Annotated in this window: 17 protein-coding genes; 9 read left to right on the top strand and 8 right to left on the bottom strand. The window is 56.3% G+C overall.

Annotation, left to right across the window (positions count from 1 at the left end; genetic code table 11):
- Positions 1-30: 30 nt before the first annotated feature.
- Both Q9245_RS09770 and Q9245_RS09765 read right to left on the bottom strand, forming a co-directional pair.
- The gene (locus Q9245_RS09770; RefSeq protein WP_305896954.1) at positions 31-1,710 is read right to left on the bottom strand and encodes a methyl-accepting chemotaxis protein; all 1,680 of its coding nucleotides are present in this window, start codon (positions 1,708-1,710) and stop codon (positions 31-33) included.
- 128 nt (positions 1,711-1,838) lie between these two features.
- Positions 1,839-2,615, bottom strand: coding sequence for a cation diffusion facilitator family transporter (locus Q9245_RS09765; RefSeq protein ID WP_305896953.1), 777 nt, complete (start codon positions 2,613-2,615; stop codon positions 1,839-1,841).
- 93 nt (positions 2,616-2,708) lie between these two features.
- Between Q9245_RS09765 and Q9245_RS09760 the strand changes: the two genes are divergently transcribed.
- Positions 2,709-3,590: a LysR family transcriptional regulator gene (locus Q9245_RS09760; protein WP_305896952.1), complete on the top strand. Its 882-nt coding sequence runs from the start codon at positions 2,709-2,711 to the stop codon at positions 3,588-3,590.
- A gap of 7 nt (positions 3,591-3,597) precedes the next feature.
- Here the strand turns inward: Q9245_RS09760 and rarD are convergent, their stop codons facing one another.
- Together rarD and Q9245_RS09750 are read right to left on the bottom strand one after the other, a co-directional pair.
- A complete protein-coding gene (rarD, locus tag Q9245_RS09755; RefSeq protein WP_305896951.1) occupies positions 3,598-4,485 on the bottom strand; it encodes an EamA family transporter RarD in 888 nt (295 codons plus the stop codon).
- A 7-nt stretch (positions 4,486-4,492) separates the two neighbouring features.
- Positions 4,493-4,957: a YchJ family protein gene (locus tag Q9245_RS09750; protein WP_305896950.1), complete on the bottom strand. Its 465-nt coding sequence runs from the start codon at positions 4,955-4,957 to the stop codon at positions 4,493-4,495.
- A gap of 164 nt (positions 4,958-5,121) precedes the next feature.
- Here Q9245_RS09750 and Q9245_RS09745 point away from each other — a divergent pair, with 164 nt between their 5' ends.
- Positions 5,122-6,078, top strand: a complete 957-nt coding sequence (locus tag Q9245_RS09745) for a GGDEF domain-containing protein (RefSeq protein ID WP_305896949.1) — start codon at positions 5,122-5,124, stop codon at positions 6,076-6,078.
- A 12-nt stretch (positions 6,079-6,090) separates the two neighbouring features.
- On the opposite strand, the gene Q9245_RS09740 is transcribed toward Q9245_RS09745, so the two are convergent.
- A complete protein-coding gene (locus Q9245_RS09740) occupies positions 6,091-6,516 on the bottom strand; it encodes a hotdog fold thioesterase (protein WP_305896948.1) in 426 nt (141 codons plus the stop codon).
- Positions 6,517-6,653: 137 nt separating this feature from the next.
- Here Q9245_RS09740 and Q9245_RS09735 point away from each other — a divergent pair, with 137 nt between their 5' ends.
- Positions 6,654-7,118 carry a cytochrome c gene (locus Q9245_RS09735; protein WP_305896947.1) on the top strand — a complete coding sequence of 155 codons (465 nt, stop codon included), beginning with the start codon at positions 6,654-6,656 and terminating at the stop codon, positions 7,116-7,118.
- Between the two features lie 10 nt (positions 7,119-7,128).
- On the opposite strand, the gene Q9245_RS09730 is transcribed toward Q9245_RS09735, so the two are convergent.
- A complete protein-coding gene (locus Q9245_RS09730) occupies positions 7,129-7,815 on the bottom strand; it encodes a cytochrome b/b6 domain-containing protein (protein ID WP_305896946.1) in 687 nt (228 codons plus the stop codon).
- Between the two features lie 254 nt (positions 7,816-8,069).
- Between Q9245_RS09730 and Q9245_RS09725 the strand changes: the two genes are divergently transcribed.
- The 4 genes from Q9245_RS09725 to Q9245_RS09710 all read left to right on the top strand — a co-directional run bounded on the left by Q9245_RS09725 (position 8,070) and on the right by Q9245_RS09710 (position 11,936).
- Positions 8,070-9,713 (top strand): NAD(P)/FAD-dependent oxidoreductase, encoded by a 1,644-nt coding sequence (locus tag Q9245_RS09725; RefSeq protein ID WP_305896945.1) that lies wholly within the window; start codon positions 8,070-8,072, stop codon positions 9,711-9,713.
- Between the two features lie 19 nt (positions 9,714-9,732).
- Positions 9,733-10,134, top strand: coding sequence for a YkvA family protein (locus Q9245_RS09720; RefSeq protein ID WP_305896944.1), 402 nt, complete (start codon positions 9,733-9,735; stop codon positions 10,132-10,134).
- 86 nt (positions 10,135-10,220) lie between these two features.
- Positions 10,221-10,997, top strand: a complete 777-nt coding sequence (locus tag Q9245_RS09715; RefSeq protein ID WP_305896943.1) for a MotA/TolQ/ExbB proton channel family protein — start codon at positions 10,221-10,223, stop codon at positions 10,995-10,997.
- 3 nt (positions 10,998-11,000) lie between these two features.
- Entirely contained in the window at positions 11,001-11,936 is a 936-nt protein-coding gene (locus Q9245_RS09710) for a MotB family protein (protein WP_305896942.1), read from the top strand.
- On the opposite strand, the gene Q9245_RS09705 is transcribed toward Q9245_RS09710, so the two are convergent.
- A complete protein-coding gene (locus Q9245_RS09705) occupies positions 11,875-15,006 on the bottom strand; it encodes an efflux RND transporter permease subunit (protein ID WP_305896941.1) in 3,132 nt (1,043 codons plus the stop codon). The genes Q9245_RS09710 and Q9245_RS09705 overlap by 62 nt on opposite strands.
- Positions 15,003-16,178: an efflux RND transporter periplasmic adaptor subunit gene (locus Q9245_RS09700; protein ID WP_305896940.1), complete on the bottom strand. Its 1,176-nt coding sequence runs from the start codon at positions 16,176-16,178 to the stop codon at positions 15,003-15,005. The genes Q9245_RS09705 and Q9245_RS09700 overlap by 4 nt, the downstream gene beginning before the upstream one ends.
- A gap of 259 nt (positions 16,179-16,437) precedes the next feature.
- On the opposite strand from Q9245_RS09700, the gene Q9245_RS09695 reads away from it, so the two are divergent.
- Both Q9245_RS09695 and gdhA read left to right on the top strand, forming a co-directional pair.
- Positions 16,438-16,821 carry a potassium channel family protein gene (locus Q9245_RS09695; RefSeq protein WP_305897198.1) on the top strand — a complete coding sequence of 128 codons (384 nt, stop codon included), beginning with the start codon at positions 16,438-16,440 and terminating at the stop codon, positions 16,819-16,821.
- Positions 16,822-16,985: 164 nt separating this feature from the next.
- The gene (gdhA, locus tag Q9245_RS09690; protein ID WP_305896939.1) at positions 16,986-18,335 is read left to right on the top strand and encodes an NADP-specific glutamate dehydrogenase; all 1,350 of its coding nucleotides are present in this window, start codon (positions 16,986-16,988) and stop codon (positions 18,333-18,335) included.
- Positions 18,336-18,339: the final 4 nt, after the last annotated feature.

Raw genomic sequence — 18,339 nt, 5'->3', positions numbered from 1 at the left:
CAGCTGCCAGGGGCAAGACCGCTGCCGGCATTACACTTTAAACTGGGCTACCAGCTCGCGCAGGCTCTCACCCAGGCGCGCCAATTCGTGACTGGCTTCGTTGGTCTGAGTCACGCCGGTATCGCTTCGCTGTGCCGCATCAACAATGCGCACCACGTTCTGATTCACTTCTTCCGCAACCTGGCTTTGCTGCTCTGCTGCAGTGGCAATCTGGGTCACCTGATCATGAATCTGGGCGATCGAACCGACAATCGTGTTCAGGGCGGATGTGGCGTGGTTAATCCGCTCAACCGTTTCTTCGGAGCTTCGCCGCGAATGATTCATCCGTTCAACCGAAGCTTTGGTTTCCGCCACGAAGCCACCAATCATTTCGCCAATTTGATCGGCAGATTCCGCCGACCGGCGCGCCAACTGGCGCACTTCATCGGCAACCACCGAGAAGCCACGACCGTGCTCGCCCGCTCGGGCGGCTTCGATTGCAGCGTTCAGTGCCAACAAGTTGGTCTGCTCTGTTACCGCATGAATCACATCCAGCACCTGCTGAATGTCGCCAGACTTCTCGGCCAGCGCATTAATGCTGGCAGCGGTGCTTTCGATTTCACCAGACAGCTGGGTAACCGCGCCCTGAGCACTGGCGATCGTCTCACCCCCTTCACGGGCCATTCTGTCCGCATCCGACGCAGCACTTTCAACTTCGTTGGTGTTGCCGGATATTTGCTGGATGGTCGCAGCCATTTCATTAATCGCCGAGGCAATCTGATCGGTTTCAGAACCCTGCTCCTGCACCGACTGACTGGTTTCATTCGCCACCCGGCTGAGCTCTTCTGCCGCGGAGGCCACTTGATCGGTGGTGATGCCCACTTCACGGATCGTGTTTTGCATTTTCATCACGAACTGGTTGAAGCGCTGCCCCAATTCCGCGAGCTCATCCGTGCCATTTTCCGGCAGACGTTGGCGCAAATCACCGTCTCCATTGGCGATGTCCTGCATCGTGTCGCTGACCCTTTTCAAAGGCACGGTCACGGTGCGGCCAATCAACAAACCCACAATCAGAGAGACGATGACCACAACGATGGTCGCAACCAATGTAAACAACATGTCCTCTGATAATGTATCGTCGACATCTTGTTTGGCCGCCGCCAGCACTTTCTCAATATCCGCAGTGTAAACACCCGCCCCGATCATCCAGTCCCAGCCGGGCACCAAAGTGGTGTAAGACAGTTTTGGCTCAATCGCACCATTTGACGCTGGATTCGGCCATTCATACTGGTGAAAGCCATCGTTGGTCGCCGCCTGGAACAGGTCACCGACCAGACCCCGGACCTTCGGGTTGCTAGTGGGGCCTTCTTTGTCGGGGTTCGGTGCATAAGCCAGATTGAAAACATCTCGGGTATACGCGAACACGTAGTTCGAATCACCAAAAGAGATGGCTCGAATGCGCTTTCGTGCCTCGTTTTTGGCTTCTTCCGGCGACAAGTCAGGGTTGTTCTTCGCCTCTTCAACAACATCGTTGACGGCCTCGACCAAATCCCGAAGCCCCTGTTTCTTTGCTGCGAACAACTCTGCTTCAAGCCGATCCAGCTCTGTCTGGCCAATGGCTTTGATTTCAGCGACCGAAATCCAGGCAATAGCCCCCGCCGTCAGAAGCACCGGTACCAGTACACCAATCAACAGTCGAGTTCGTATTCGCAGGGCGCTTATCAGGGGCATATGGGTGACTCCGGTTTATTATTGGTGTTGGCGATGGCCTAAAAGCAACTTTTATAGTCAATGGTATCGGCCAGCGCGACCACAACTTAAGCGCGGTCTCACCATTTTTTCACCCCGGAGCGCACGGCTCAGCCCATACGCACCAACTTCGCCTCTAACAACAGAGTCGGCCCGAGCTTCGCCACCTTCACGGCCTCCGGATTCACGCCTAGGTCTTTCAGGGTGTCATGAATTTCCTCCATGCTTTCGGCCGCGGGGGCAGCTAACAGCAACTCCCGAACGGCGCCCAGAACCATTTTCACCGGGACCGTCATGAAATAACCCGAAATCAACATCATCATCACCGGATCCGCATACACCGACAGCGCAGACCACTGACTGCGCTCAATCAGCCACGCAATAGCAAAACCAAGCATCACGGCCGCACTCAATACAGTATCCATCAGCCACTGATCTTGTTCGGCCAACACAAGGCCCGAGCCGTTACGATGACTGGTCCAGCGCAGATAGGCCCAGACCGCCAAACAGCCGGCGACACTGATGGCACCAAATACCAGCGCCATACCCGCTTCCACCGGCCGGCCACCCTGCAACACCGAAACCACCGCCGAGGCAAACGAAATCACACACACCAAGCCAATCACCAAGCCCTTAACGGCAATCACCAGAGGCTCTACGGCACCCATGCCGAACGGATAGTCTTTCGTTGCCGGCCGGCGAATCAAACGAGCGGCGTACAAGGACAATAGCGACAACGCCAAGCTAACCAACGAATAGGCGCCATCGAAAAGAATAACCAGAGAATCGACCCAAAGGCCCCACACGATACCGGCAACCGCAAACAAACCGGCCCCGATCGCAGACAATTTCAGCGCCACATTTTCCCGCGCTAGAGAAGTGAACATTTTGACCTCCTGTGAATAAGTGGCCATATTAGTGGGATCTATTCGTCGGCGTGAGTCACTGAGCGACGGAAAAACCGTCGGAAGTAAGGCATCGTGAAAGCATCACAAATCAAAACGTTTCTGTCGGTGGTCGATCACGGCAGCATTGCGGCTGCCGCACGACACCTGAATCGCAGCCGCACTACGGTCAGTACGGTTTTGGCAGCGCTGGAAGATGAGCTGGGGGTTGAGCTGTATGAACGCAGCGGCAACCAGTTACACCTGACGGCCATCGGGCAGTCCATCGTGACCGATTGTCGGCGCTTCGATCAGGTAGCCGGCCAGATTCGGTCACGCTGCCAACACCATTTAAGCGGTGCGGAGTCGGTGCTGCGAATCGCCCGCGACGATGCGATTCCGGAAGTGATCTGGCGGGATCTTCTCAAACGCCTGAAGCAGAAGTTTCCGCAAACCAGTTTGTCGGTGTACTTGGCACCGCCCCGTGAGCTCACTCGTCTGGTTCGCAACCAATCCGTCGATGTCGCCTACGGGTTGATGCCCGAACTGTTGAGCGAAGGCTATCAATGGTTTCGAGAGCTGGCTGACGTGCGCATGCTCACCGTAGCCGCGCCGGGCCATCCGCTGTGCCAGCTGAAACGGGTGACCCAGGATCAGCTGGTGGCCCACACGGAAGTGACCATGGCTTACATGGAAGACGCACAGCTGGTGGCGGAGTCTCCCGAAACCGCCAATTATCTCGCTTTTACACAATACGAACTGATTCGGGATGCGGTGATCGAGGGCGCGGGCTGGGCGGATTTGCCCTTACCGCTGATTGCAGAGGCACTGAGAAAGGAACAGTTGAAAACCATCAACCACCGGAGCGCGCGATGGTGGAAGGTTTTCAGTGCACTGGAAACAGAGCAAGCCCAAGGGGGTGCCGTCGTCGGTTGGCTTGCAAACGAACTGGAGGCCTATCTGGAAACCATGGTTTAAGGCTGCGTCATGCTCGGACCCTGCCGCTCCAGGCAGACCAGGAGTAGATTGCCAACGCCACCCAGATCATCACGAAACTGATCAGCTTCTCGGTACCCAAAGGCTCGTGGAACACATACATGGCAATCAGAAACTGCAGGGTAGGGTTGATGTACATGAGAAACCCGACCGTAGACAGCCGCAACCGGCGGGCGGCACCGGCAAAGGCCAACAACGGAATCGCCGTTACTATTCCGCTGGACATCAGCAGCAACGCACTGCTGGTACTTTCCGTCAGATGCGACAAATCCTGAGCCGACAACCACGCCAACGCCAGCAGGCCGAGCGGCAACAGCAGGAGCGTTTCAACAAACAGGCCCGACAAACCATCCAGATCGACCTTTTTACGCATCAGCCCGTAGGTGCCAAAGCTGAACGCCAATGCCAAAGTGATCCACGGCAACACACCCAGCAAAACAATCTGGTAAAAAATAGCCACCGCCGCCAACACCACCGCGACCACTTGCAACCGGGAGATGCGCTCGCCTAGCACCAGCAGCCCCATCGCCACATTGACCAACGGCGTCAGGAAGTATCCCAGACTGGCCTGCATCACTTGCCGCGTTTCCACCGCGTAGATATAGATTCCCCAGTTCAGGGCAATGAAAATAGCGCACGCCAGTACAAAGCCCAGCCGTTTTGGGCGTTTCAATGCAGTTTTAACCGGGGACCAACGTTTCAGCAGCGAAATAACCACCGCAAGAAATACGCAGGACCAAACCACCCGGTGAATCAGCACCTCCCAGGCGGGAATGCCCTCAAAGAGCGCAAAATACAGGGGAAAACTGCCCCACAGGGTGTAAGCCGCTAACCCGTATGCCACACCTTTGCTGGTTTCCGAAACTGCCTTGTTCATGAATCACTCACTTGCGCAGACAACACACTTTGTATTTACGGCCACTGCCGCAAGGGCAGGCATCGTTTCGGCCGGGTTTGAGCTGGCCTTCACTCGTATCACCGCTCAGGTAGTACCAACGGCCACCCTCTTTGATAAAATCCGAGTGCTCCTCTAAGTAGCCCCAGCCCTCGCCTGCACGATAGAACGCGCGAAAGTGCACCTTTCCGGCCAGTCCCTCTTCACTGGCCGAAATAACCTGAAGCGAGGTCCATTCCGGTGAATCTTCCAAATCCAGCTTCGAAGGACGGGTATCAGCGTGCCAGGTCGCCAGCAAGTATTCGGCGTTTTTCATGACAAACGCCGAATAGCGAGAACGCATCAACGCTTCCGGCGCTGAGGCGGGCTGGCCGAGATGCCACGGCTGGCAGCAACGTGCGTAGCCTAAGGCACTGCCGCAGGGACAAAGCACAGATGAATTTGTTGCATCCATAAAAAAACACTCCTGTATGCTTGAGATCCGACTGGCCGGCCATGTTCTAATTAAAAGCGCGCTCCAGCCAGACCGCATCTGAACACGACATACTGGAAAAGACGGCTGATTAGGTCATACTTTAACGATCAATGGACCTGAACTTAACGAAGACGCCTTTAACCATGACCTCCAAGATACCGTCTATCGAGCTCTCGGATGAGCCGAGCACGGATTCCCCGGCCGCAATGATATCCGCAGGCGGCCTTCAAGCCGTGCTGGATAACCTCGACGCCCTGGTTTACGTCTCAGACTTTGAAACCTACGAACTGCTCTACATGAACGCCTACGGCCGCCGGATCTGGGGCGAAACCTCCGGCCGAAAATGTTGGCAGGTACTGCAAGACAGCGAAGGCCCTTGCGATTTCTGCACGAATCATTTGTTACGGTCGCCCGACGGTTCCGCCAGGCCTCCCCATGTTTGGGAGTTTCAGAACCAAGTTGACCAACGCTGGTATCAATGCCGGGACCAAGCCATTCCCTGGACCAACGGCAAACTTGTGCGACTGGAAATCGCCACCGACATCACCGACCGGAAAAAAATCGAACTGGCCTTACACAAAGCCCACGAACGAGCGCAGACAGCCGCTCTGGAAGATGAACTGACCGGGCTGCCGAACCGCCGGGCCTTCTTTCAGCTTGGCAATCACATGCTGCATCAAGCTTTGCGCAACCACTCAACGCTGTCGATGGTGATGGTGGATCTGGATTTCTTCAAAAACATTAACGACACCTACGGCCATCAAGCCGGCGACGAGGTGCTTGTTCGCGTATCGGAGGTCATGCAAGCGCGGCTTCGCGAATCGGATCTTATTGCCCGGATGGGTGGAGAAGAATTCGTACTGTTACTACCCGAAACATCCACTGACAAGGCCCGTGAAATCGCGCAGCAACTGCTAACGCTCATCCGTGCCTTGGGCGTGCCGCATGAAGGCGATACCATCAAGCTCAGCGCCAGCTTCGGCGTCACCAGCATCCGACCCGACGACCCCAACCTTGAAGTGCTTCTGCAGCGGGCTGACCAAGCTCTTTATCAATCAAAAGAACAGGGCCGGGGCCGAATCTCGCTCTACGTTGATTGACCTCGGCGCCGTTTACCGGCGCTTGGTAATTGCCATGGTCAAGCGTGAAATACAGGTCAGCTTACCCTGTTCATTCTCCAGCCGGATTTCCCAAACCTGGGTCGCGCTGCCAATGTGCTGGGCCCGGGCTGTTCCGTATATCCATCCACTGCTGACCGGGCGAATGTGATTCGCGTTGATCTCCAGCCCTACCGCCACAGTCCCTTTGTCTTTAAGCGCACAGTTGGCTGCCATACTGCCGAGGGTTTCCGCCAGCACTACCGAAGAGCCGCCGTGCAAAATGCCAAATGGCTGGATGGTGCGCTCATCCACCGGCATGCGGCCTTTCACATAATCGTCACCGATTTCGAGGTATTCAATACCCATATGACCGACCGCTGTGTTCTTGCTGGCTTCTGTCATCTGTTCAATACTGGGGGTTACTGTCCAAATTGCCATTGTGAAACGTCTCCGGGTTGAACTTTAAACGCATACGCATGTCATGGGGTGAGTCTATACAGGTAGCATGCTTAGAACCACGCCTTTATAAATGCTTTTACCATTTACCACCAGATCAAGAAAGAGAGGGACCTGGAATGAAAAAAATACGCCTAATCGCCACCGCTGCTTTGGCACTGTCGATCACCCTGCCTGCGGCCGCCCAAATGAGCATCGAGGACCAGATCACCGCGCGCCAGGGCGCTTACCAGTTCATGGCCTGGAACATGGGCAAAATCAAAGCACAAGCTATCGACGGCGACGTTGCCTATAACGCCGACCAGATGAAAGCCGCCGCGAACGCCATTGCTGCGGTTGCCAACTCTGGCATGGGCGCGTTGTTTAGCCCGGGTTCATCCCTGGACAAAGCGGACGACACCCGCCTGAAGCCCGAATTTTTCGAACAGCCCGAAAAAGCCCGCGAAGTGGGAATAAACTTTGGCCGTGAAGCCAACAAGCTTCAAGCAGTTGCCGCCGAGGGCGATAAGGCCGCGCTGGCACGCCAGTTTGCTGCCGTCGGCAAGACGTGCAAAGCCTGCCACGACAACTTCCGCGCCAAGTAAACGGTATGCCTTACCACCCCAGATTCTGGGGTGGAGGCTCGGGAGCCGGCGGCGGTGACACCAAACGGCCGCTGGCCCCTAGAACAACAGTCCCAGCGAACACCAAAGACACCACAAAAGCCACGGCGCCGCCACCTTTTGCATCGCTTGCGACACCCGGTGCCACCCGTTTTTTACCGGTAATCATCGGCTGCACCAGGTTGTCTTTCTTCACTTTCGAATGCCACATCACCGCCAAAACGTGCAGACCAACCAACCCGTAAAGATACCATTCGCTCTGCCGGTGCCAGCTGCTCAGGGTATCGCTCCAGGCTGACGAAACCAGCGGATACAAAGGGCCCTGAAATGAAATCTCGTCGTTGGCAAACAATCCCGTTACCACCTGAAATCCGAACAGACCCAGCAACGCCAGCACCGACAAGGCCCCCAGCGGATTGTGGCCCACCCCCTGCCATTGGCCCCGAAGGTAACTTAAAACCACCGACGGCCCACGCACAAACGAACGGAAACGCGCGTAGGTAGAGCCCAAAAATCCCCAAACGATCCGCCAGCTCAACAAACCGACCACAAATAAACCAAAGCGGCCATGCCACTCAGGCATCCCGGTTTTGATGGTGATAACCGCTCCCGTTACGGCCAGCAACAGCAGCCAGTGAAACAGTCGCGTCGGCAAATCCCATAACCGAATAGTTGTCATATCTGTCTCTCTTCCTAACGATTCCCACAAGACCGCATCGGGCGTTGTAAGTTCCGGAGTACGAAACCTTCATGCTTCAAGGCCGATAACGTCAGTTAACAAAACTGAATTAATATTCAAAGGTTGGTCTTGCGGGTCTGGACAAGCCAATTGAACCATAGGATGCTGAAGATCATTCTAAAAACAATACCGGAACGGCTGGCCTGACATCGCGTCAGCAGACCGCACCGACGCATGATCATGAGGACACCGCAGTGGCAGAGGCAGTAACTCCGAAAAAACTCAAACCCAGTACCATCAGAATCGGCACCCGATACCGCGCCAACCGCCTGAAAGGCCCCTACGATGCCATCGTCATTGGCTCCGGCATTGGCGGCCTCACCGCCGCAGCCTGCCTGTCCCGAGCGGGTAAAAAAGTGCTGGTACTGGAGCAACACTATACCGCCGGCGGTTACACTCACAGCTACGCCCGTAACGGCTATGAGTGGGATGTGGGAGTGCATTACATTGGAGACATGGGGGTCAGTACCACACTGGCCCGCCGCCTGTTCGACTACATCACCGACAGCAAACTCAAGTGGGCCCCGATGGATGAAAACTACGACCGTTTTTTCCTCGGCGACAAGGTAGTGAATCTGCGCGCCGGCAAAGAAGGCCTGCGCCACTCCCTGTTGAGCGCGTTTCCGGAAGAGGGCGAAGCCATCGACCGTTACGTGGCGCTGCTCGATCAGGTCACCAGTGGCATGCAGTGGTACACCCTGTCCAAACTCTCTCCCTCGCTGGTCAGTCCTCTGGTTTCGAAAGGACTGAACAAGGTTCTGCCAGACTGTTTCAACCGCAACACCTACGATGTGCTGCGCGATTTGACCGATAACGAAGAGCTCATTGCTGCCATCACCGGGCAATGGGGCGACTGTGGCGTTACCCCGAAGCAGTCCAGCTTCATGATTCACGCCATCATCGCCAAACATTACCTGCATGGTGGCTACTACCCGGTCGGCGGTGCCTCCGAAATCGCCAAAACCATCATTCCGGGCATTCAGGCCGCGGGCGGCGAAGTCTTTACCTACGCCGATGTCACCGACATTCTGATCGAGAAGGGCAAAGCGGTAGGCGTGCGTATGGCCGATGGCGAAGAAATCCGCGCCCCGAAAATCATCAGTGGTGCCGGGGTTATCAACACCTATGAGCGGCTGCTGCCGAAAGAAGTCTCGGAAAAGGTCGGTTATCCACAAGATCGCAAAAACATTAAACCGTCCATGGCCCACATCGGCCTGTACATTGGTTTGAAAGGAACACCCGAAGAACTCGGTTTGCCTCGTACCAACTTTTGGATTTATCCGGGGCCAGACCACGATGCCAGTGTGGATAATTTCCTGAAAGACCCACACAACGCGCCTTTTCCGGTGGTGTACCTGTCGTTTCCCGCGGCGAAAGACCCGGATTACCAAAATCGCTGGCCGGGCACTTCAACACTCGAAGTGGTGGCACCCACCTCTTGGGAGATGTTCGAATCCTGGCAGGGCACTACCTGGGGCAAACGCGGGGAGGAATACGAAGCGCTAAAAGCCGAGATTACCGACCGGCTGCTGGAAGAAGTCTACGACAAGCTCCCCCAGCTACGCGGCAAGATCGATTACGTGGAAACCTCCACCCCGCTATCAACTGCCTGGTTCTGCCGCTATGAAGAAGGCGAGCTTTACGGCCTGGATCATACCCCCGAACGGTTTGAACAACGCTGGCTGAGGCCCAAAACCGACATTCCCGGCCTGTACCTGACCGGGCAGGACATTTTGACCTGCGGCCTTGTGGGCGCGATGATTGGCGGGTTAATTACCACACTTTCCATTCAGGGCCTGAAAGGCGCCGGATTGGCAAAACGCATATTTGTAGGCTAAATCTTAAAGGCATGCAGTCATGGCAGTGTTTTCCACGAGAACCGCAGAAAAACAACTGAACGAAGAAGCGGGTAAAGTCCGCAAAGACGATCTGGAAACACTGCTTCAACGGCAGGAAGCGATCGAGGCGAAAGTGAAAAACAGCGGTCGCCTCCAGCGCTTCGGCACTGACATCAAACTGATGTTTTCCCTGATTCGGGATTATTGGAACGGTCACTATCGCACCGTGCCATGGAAAACCATTGCCGCAGTCGCAGGTGCTTTGCTGTATGTGTTGAATCCGCTGGATCTGATCCCGGATCTTATTTTCGGATTCGGGTTGCTCGATGATGCGGGAGTAGTGGCTCTCTGCCTGAAGCTGGTGGAATCCGATCTTCACAAATACGCAGCGTGGAAAGAATTGTCGGAAAAACCAGAATAAAGACCGAAGCAAATTGATCGAATTGTTAACTAAAGGTAATCTCACTCCTCGTCCTTTTCGCAACCAATAAACCCTCCGGAGCGCTTGTGGATTTCGCTACTCTGATCGGCCTTGTCGGCGCCATCTTACTCATCGCTTCTGCCGTGATTCTCGGCGTTTCTCCAGACGTTTTTGTCAATTCAGCGTCTCTGCTGATTGTGGTGGGCGGCAGTCTGCTGGTGGTATTGGCCAAATTCAGCATTCCCCAGTTTCTCGGCGCATTCAAGGCCGCAGCTAGGGCATTCAAGTTCAAACTTCCGGAAACTCAGGACAGCATCGAAGAACTGGTCGAGATTGCCAGCATTGCCCGTAAAGAGGGGCCGCTGGGCCTGGAGGGCCGAGAGGTCAGTTCCCCGTTTCTCGCCAGTGGCATCCAGATGCTGGTCGATGGTCAGAACGACGAAACCATCAAACAGCTGCTGGACAAAGAGCGTTTGATGACCCTGGATTACAACCGCTCCGGTTCCAAAGTCTTCACCGCTTTGGCCGACGTGGCCCCGGCGATGGGCATGATCGGAACGCTAATCGGCCTGGTACAGATGCTGTCCAACATGGAAGACCCGAAATCCATCGGGCCGGCCATGGCGGTAGCACTGCTAACCACGCTTTACGGTGCCATGATCGCCACCATGATTGCCTCGCCCATTGCCGACAAGCTCTCGCTGCGGATGACCGAAGAGGCTCGCATGCAAATGCTCTATACCGACGCTCTGGTGGCCATACAACAAGGCACCAACCCCCGCGTTATCGAACAGATGCTGTCGAGCTACCTGCCCCCGAATCAGCGTGACAAAGCGCCCGAGGCAGAGGCGAGCGGAATTTAAACAATGGATGAGCTGCCAGAAGAGGAAAAACCGGGCATCCCCGCGTGGGTGGTCACCTTCGCCGACCTGATGTCGCTGCTGATGTGCTTCTTTGTGCTTCTGTTGTCGTTCTCCGAGATCGACGCCATGAAGTTCAAACAGATTGCCGGTGAGCTTTCGAAAGCGTTCGGGGTGCAGCGCGAAGTGCCCGTTCTGGAAATACCCCAGGGCACAAGCCCGATCTTCGACAAGTTTTCCCCAGCGCCCCCCGAACCTACGGTATTAGACGAAGTCCGCCAAACCACCACCGATCAAAAGCCCGAACTGGAGACACTCAAGAGCCCGACGGAACAAGCCCGCGAGGAAGCGGCCAAAGAAGCGCTTGAAGCTGACGCCGCGCGCATTCGGGAAGTTCTGGCAGAAGCGCTTGAAGACGGGCGAATTACGATTGAAGCCGACCTTGACCAACACCGGATTGTTATCCGGGTAGAAGAGAAAGGCTCCTTCCCTTCGGGTTCGGCAGAACTGACCTGGGAATTTGAAACCCTGTTGCTGGAAATGGCCGAGGTACTGGCGGATATCCCGGGCGAGCTTACCGTCGAGGGCCACACCGACGACATCCCGATTCGGAATTCACGCTTTTACAGCAACTGGGATTTGTCAGCGGCCCGCGCCGCAGCCGTTGCCAACGCACTGCTGGCAACCGGAGCTGTTGAACCCACTCGGTTGGCAGTCAAAGGGCTCGCGGACACCGAACCGCGGGTTGAGAACGATACTTCAGAAAACCGGGCCAAGAACCGCCGGGTCGAGATCATCGTCGATATGCTCACCCCGCAGGAAGAAGAGCGTATGCGCCTGAGAGAATTGCTTGAACGCAGTGCTCAGCAAAGCGAAACGGTTATTGATGTTCGCTCCGCCACGCCCGGAAGTGTTCCACCCACGACAACAGGGCCGGAATAACCAGCAACACCAGCACCGTAGACAAGGCCAAGCCAAAGGCTATGGACGTGGCCATTGGAATCAGGAACTGGGCCTGCAGTGACGTTTCAAACAACAGGGGCGTCAACCCGCCGATGGTGGTGAGCGATGTGAGCAAGACCGCCCGGACCCGCTGCACAACGGCTTCGTTCAATGCGTCGGTAATGGCCAGCCCTTTCTGCCTCTGCTGGTTGTAAAACGCCACCAGAATAATTGCGTTGTTCACCACGATACCGGACAGGCCAAACAGGCCGAACAACGACAAGATTGTGAGCTGCAAGCCCATCAGCCAGTGCCCCAACAACCCGCCAATGAGGGCAAACGGAATGATCGCCATCACGATCAGAGGCAACATCCAGGACGCAAACACCCACGCCAGCACCACGTACATCAAACCCAGGCCGATCGCCAAGCCGGTCTTCATATCGTCCATGGTTTCACGCTGGTCGGCCGATCGGCCCTCGAAACTGTAACGCACACCATAGCGGCTGACGATCTCGGGCAGAACCTCCGCTTCCAGACTTTCGAGGACCTGATCCGTGGTTGCAACCCGGGTATTGAGTGCCGACGCAACCTCCACCGCCAGTTTACCCTCGGCGTGCCGCAATGCCTGGAACCCTTGCCGGTGATCGAGATTCATCACCTGCACTAACGGCACAAACCGGCCATCGGGTATCCGAACAGTCATCCGCTCCAGGGTGGCGTATTGCTCGCGCTGCTCGCGCGGCAACTGCACCCGAACTTCCACTTCATCACGCCCTTGCTGATAGATCTGGGCCACCCGTCCGTCAAACGCAGCACGCAGCTGGCGCCCCAGATCAACGGTCGTCAAGCCCAACGCTTCGCCGTAGGGGCTCACCTGATAGATCAGCTGCTCGCGTCCCCACGGCATGTCGTCTTCGACATCCAGTACACCCGGCAAGGTTGAGAGTGCCTGAGCCAGTTCATCGGCAGCCTTTTTAAGGTCGTTAGCATTATTGCCCGTCAATCGAATATTCACATCTCGACCCGGCGGGCCAGCCTGACGCTCACTGATGTTCAGCGCATCCAGACCGGCCGGCAAAATCATTCGGCTGCGCCATTCCCGGATAAACTCCGGGTTACGCACCGATCGGCGATCAGAAGGCACCAACTCAACCAGCATGGAGCCCAGTTCGTCGCCGCTGCGGGAACTGCCTTCCGCACCCAGCGTGGCACCGTAGGTGGTGACCGCGTGCTGAATCAGGCCGCCACCCAGAGCGTCCTCAGTTTCCGCGAGGGTTTCCTGCATCTCTCGCATAAACGCCTGTACCGTGCGCTGGTCGGTCCCTGCTACAAAGCTGGCATTCGCATAGAATACTGAAGGTTCGGGCGTTGGAAAGAAATTGAAACCCAAGCGCCCACCAGCCAATAAACCTACCGTTACAAGTGCCAGAGCCAAGGCCGCGGTCACCGTGACGCCCCGGTAGCGCAAACTGCGGTGGGACAGTCGGCGGAATGGGCCCTCCCGAAAACGATCGAATCTCTGTTCAAAGCCATCTCGAAAACGGCTGATCGGATTGCGCTTGGGCGACTGTATTCCGCCGGTTCGTGAGCGCTTCGTCTTCACCTTGAAAGCATTTCGTAAGTGAGACGGCAGGACAATAAAACATTCCAGCAGCGACGCCACCAATACGCAGATCATCACCAGCGGGATATCCCCCAGAATGTTGCCAATGATCCCACCCACGACCAATAGCGGCATAAACGCTGCCACTGTGGTTAGCGACGACGCCAGTACGGGCCAGACCATCCGTTTGGCGGCGCCTTCGGCGGCGTATAGAGATTCTTCCCCCATGCGGGCATGGGCATCGGCATCTTCGCCCACCACGATGGCGTCATCGACAATCACACCCAAAGCCATAATCAAGGCAAACAGCGAGATCATGTTAATCGAACCACCCAGTAACCAAAGCACCGCCATCGCCGCCAGAAAAGCCGTCGGGATGCCGATGGCCACCCAGGCGGCCACTCGGCCGGGCAAGAACAGATACAGCAGAGTGATCACCACAATCAGACCACTTAGCGCGTTGGTCACCAGCAGAGAAATCCGGTCTTCCAGCAGTTGCCAGGTTTCGTCGTAGACTTCCAGCTGAATCGTGGGCGGTAGCGCCGGGCGAGTATCGGTCAGCCAGTCTTCCAGAGCTGCGGCCGCGGCCAAAGAGTCACCATTTTCCACTCTCTGCAATTGCAGCTCTACCGCAGGCTGGCCCTTGTTCTCCATCAGCCTCTGGCTATCACGATTTTCCTGTCGAATAATGGCGATATCACCCAGCTGCAGACGCACCCGGTCACTACTCAGCACTGGCAGGGTCTCGAAATCCTGGGGGCTCCGGCGTTGTTCCACCGAGCGCAATTCCCGGGTGGCGTCTTGCTGCGCCATCATGCCCGCGGGAAGATCCCGGGACAGCGCGGCGACCCGATTCGCTATTTGCTCCAGCGTCAGCCCGATGGTTTCCAACCGTTCTACCGGCACCTCGATACTGACCTGTTGCTCGGGTAAGCCGCGAATACTGATCCGATCAATGCCTCGGGTCAGCAGTTCATCTTCGAACCGGTAGGCCAGCTGGCGCAGCTCACTCCGGTCCACGTCGCCATATATCAGCACTCTGGCTACCGGCTCATAGCGCTCGATGCGGGTAATACGTGGTTCCTCAGCATCACCGGGCAGATTATTAAACTCGTCCACCTGCTGGCGCACATCATCCACCGCCTGAATCGGATCGGTGCCTTCGTGAAATTCCAGGGTGATCGACGATATGCTTTGGGCCGAGGTGGATGTCATGCTCTTCAAACCATCCACGCTGCGCAGCCTTTGCTCCAACGGGTCTGTTATTCCACGTTCTACATCTTCAGCAGAGGCACCACTCCAAACCACGCGAACACTGACGTAATCCAAGGCGAAGGTCGGGAAAAACTGAAGGTTCATACGGCTCAGGGCCAGTACACCCCCCAAAATCATCACCAGCATCACCAGGTTGCCAGCCACCCGGTGGTGGACGAAAAAACCAATCACGCCTTTGTTACGTTTCACTGGGTGGGTGCTCCCGCGGCATCCGCCACTTCAACCTTGAGCCCGGTCACTGCATTGGGAAGATGCGTGGTGATCAGCTGTGCGCCACGGGTCAGCTGATCACCGGACACCAGTAACCGGCGTTCACCGTTCGCGCTGACGGCTTCGCCGATTCGCTCGACCTCAACCCGTTTCATGCGGCTATCATCGGTCATCAGATAGACGCTGTCAGCGCCATACAGAGCGCTGAACGGTATCGCCACCGTTCGGTTGCGCTCTGGTCGTTCCAGGCTAACGGACAGAAGCGCCCCGGGTCGCAGGCCCGCCGAGCTTCCAGATAGTTTGAGAATGGCCTCGGTGCCGGCCGGGTCGCTGGTACCGGCAAAGCGCTCGAGCCGGAAACGAATATCCCGTTGCTCGCTGTAGGCAAAAAGCTCGTTACCTTCGGCCAAAGCGGACAGCAATTCAGCCCGATAGCTGTCCGGTACTCTGGCCCGAAGCTCCAGGCCGTTAACGTCGTATATCGAAAGCAGCTTCTGATTTCGGGATATCTGATCACCCACAGCAACTTGCACATCGGTAACCACACCGTCAAAGGGGGCAACAACCCGGGCACGCTCGGCATCCCGCTGAGTGGTCACAAGATTTGCTTGCGCCTGGGCCAATTTGGCTTCCAGGCTTTGCAGGCGCGCCGGGTGTTCGTCTACGGCCCGTTGGCGCACACTGACGGTCAGCTCGGCCCGCACAGCGGAGTCGGTAGCTGCTTCCAGGTTTTCCCGAGAGGCCAGTTTGCGTTCAACCAGCGCCCGTGTTCGCTCCCTCTGCCGGCGGGCATTGGCCAAAATCGCTTTCTCGCTTTTGAGCGCCGCCAAATCAGTTTGGTGGCGCACCTGTTCTGATCGAATTTGCGCTTCAAGATCAGCTACTTGAGCACGTGCTTGCACCAGTATCGGCTGAACATCCCGATCTTCCAGTGCCACCAACAAAGCTCCCGACTCAACTCTCTGCCCTTCGGCTACAGGCCGCGCTGCAATCCGACCGGCCATAGCAGCAACCACGGACACCTGCTCGGGCGCAACCACCTCGCCGTAAAGCGGCAGCATGGGTGTATGCACGTCCGGTTCAACCACTTGAACCTGCACCCGCCAGCTGCGTTCAACGGCCGTAACCGGGGCAGGTTCCGGCCGAGTCATTTTCAGATAGAGAAACCCTAAAACTCCGGCGAGTAATATAATTACAGGTATAATTCTTTTGGACATAGCGATTTAGCCGGCTCGGGTGAATTAGGTTCTGCCGTAACAGGGCAATGAATGACTATATACCTCTGAGCGGCTGCTCCGGATTGCTATAAAAAGCACCGTCAGGAGTACTATACGTTTGTTCTCAGCAAATTATGCCAATCTTCCCAGCGCCACCGTTATTAATGCCTTCATTGTAGTGCTGGTTGTCCTGATGCACCGCGAGGCGCTTGTTCGCCTGAGCGCGTTGCTGAAAATCATGCACTCGCGCCACAATTTGCGTCTGGTGACCGCGGTTCTGGGCATACTGATCGCCCACACCGCCCAGGTATGGGTGTTCGCTACCGCTTACTTCTTTATGCACCACGCCGAATCCTGGGGCTCACTGCAAGGCAATTTTAACGGCAGTTTTCTGGACTGCATCTACTTTTCGTTCAGCACCTTCACCACGGTTGGTTACGGCGACATAGAGCCCGTTGGCGCCCTGCGCTTTTTGACCGGCATCGAAGGGCTCACAGGGTTGGTGCTGATTACCTGGAGCGCTTCGTTCCTGTTTATGAAGATGCAGCGTTATTGGGAAGGCGGTTCATCTGGCTGACGCGTGCCTGCCGCTCTCACTTAGGCACCTATTAATAAGGAAAACTTCAATAATTGACCGACTGACTTGCCAAAGGGTGCACGATTGTGGTGCAATCACTGCCCTTTTTTTGGGCACCCGATTTTCTTTCGGGTTTCAATACGCGTATCCCGAGGGCTATTCCTATGACAGCAAAACTCGACGAAAAGCTGGTACCGATCTACCAGGACGTCCTTCATCGCAACCCGGGCGAGAAGGAGTTCCACCAAGCGGTCCACGAGGTTTTGGAAACTCTCGGCCCGGTTCTGGTGAAGTACCCGGAGTTTGCAGACAAAAAGATTATCCAGCGTATCTGCGAGCCTGAGCGCCAGATTATTTTCCGCGTGCCCTGGCAGGACGATCAAGGTGAGATCCACATCAACCGCGCCTTCCGCGTGGAGTTCAACAGCGCACTGGGCCCCTATAAAGGCGGCTTGCGTTTCCACCCGTCTGTTTACTTGGGCATCATCAAATTCCTGGGCTTCGAGCAGATTTTCAAAAACGCTCTGACTGGCCTGCCCATCGGCGGCGGTAAAGGCGGCAGCGACTTCGATCCAAAGGGCCGTTCTGACAACGAAATCATGCGTTTCTGTCAGAGCCTGATGACCGAGCTGTACCGCCATCTGGGCGAGTACACCGACGTGCCCGCAGGCGACATCGGCGTAGGTGGTCGCGAAATCGGTTACATGTTTGGTCAGTACAAGCGCATCACCAACCGCTATGAGTCTGGCGTGTTTACCGGCAAAGGTCTGGACTGGGGCGGCAGCCGCGCCCGTACTGAAGCAACCGGTTACGGCACTGTCTTCTTCACTCAGGAAATGCTGAAAGCCCGTGGTGATTCGCTCGACGGCAAAACAGTTGTCGTTTCCGGCTCGGGGAACGTAGCTACCTACGCCATCGAGAAATGCCACGAACTGGGCGCGAAGGTCATCGCCTGCTCTGACTCTCAGGGCATCATCGTTGATGAAAACGGCATTGACCTGAAGGCACTCAAGCAGATCAAGGAAGTTGAGCGCCGTCGTATCAGCGCCTACACTGAAATCCACAAGCACGCCAAGTACGTTGAAGATGGCAACCTGTGGACCGTACCTTGTGACGTGGCCCTGCCTTGTGCCACACAGAACGAGCTGAACGGTAACGATGCCAAGACTCTGGTCGAAAACGGTTGTATCGCTGTGGCTGAAGGCGCCAACATGCCAACCACACCGGAAGGCATCCTGCTGTTCCAAGAGGCCAAGATCGCTTACGGCCCGGGTAAAGCTGCCAACGCCGGCGGTGTTGCAACCTCGGCACTGGAAATGCAGCAGAACGCCAGCCGCGATTCCTGGACCTTCAACTACACCCAGAAACGTCTTGAGGAAATCATGATCGATATCCACAAGAACTGTTACGAGACCGCAGCCGAGTTCGGCTCCGAAGGTAACTACGTGATGGGCGCCAACATCAACGGCTTCCTGCGTGTAGCCAAGGCCATGGACGCCATGGGCGTTATCTGATCCT

The organism is Marinobacter sp. MDS2 (assembly GCF_030718085.1).
Classification (GTDB): Bacteria; Pseudomonadota; Gammaproteobacteria; order Pseudomonadales; family Oleiphilaceae; genus Marinobacter.
The sequence above is the reverse complement of the archived record's forward strand: the minus strand, read 5'-3'. Positions and strand labels throughout refer to the sequence as shown.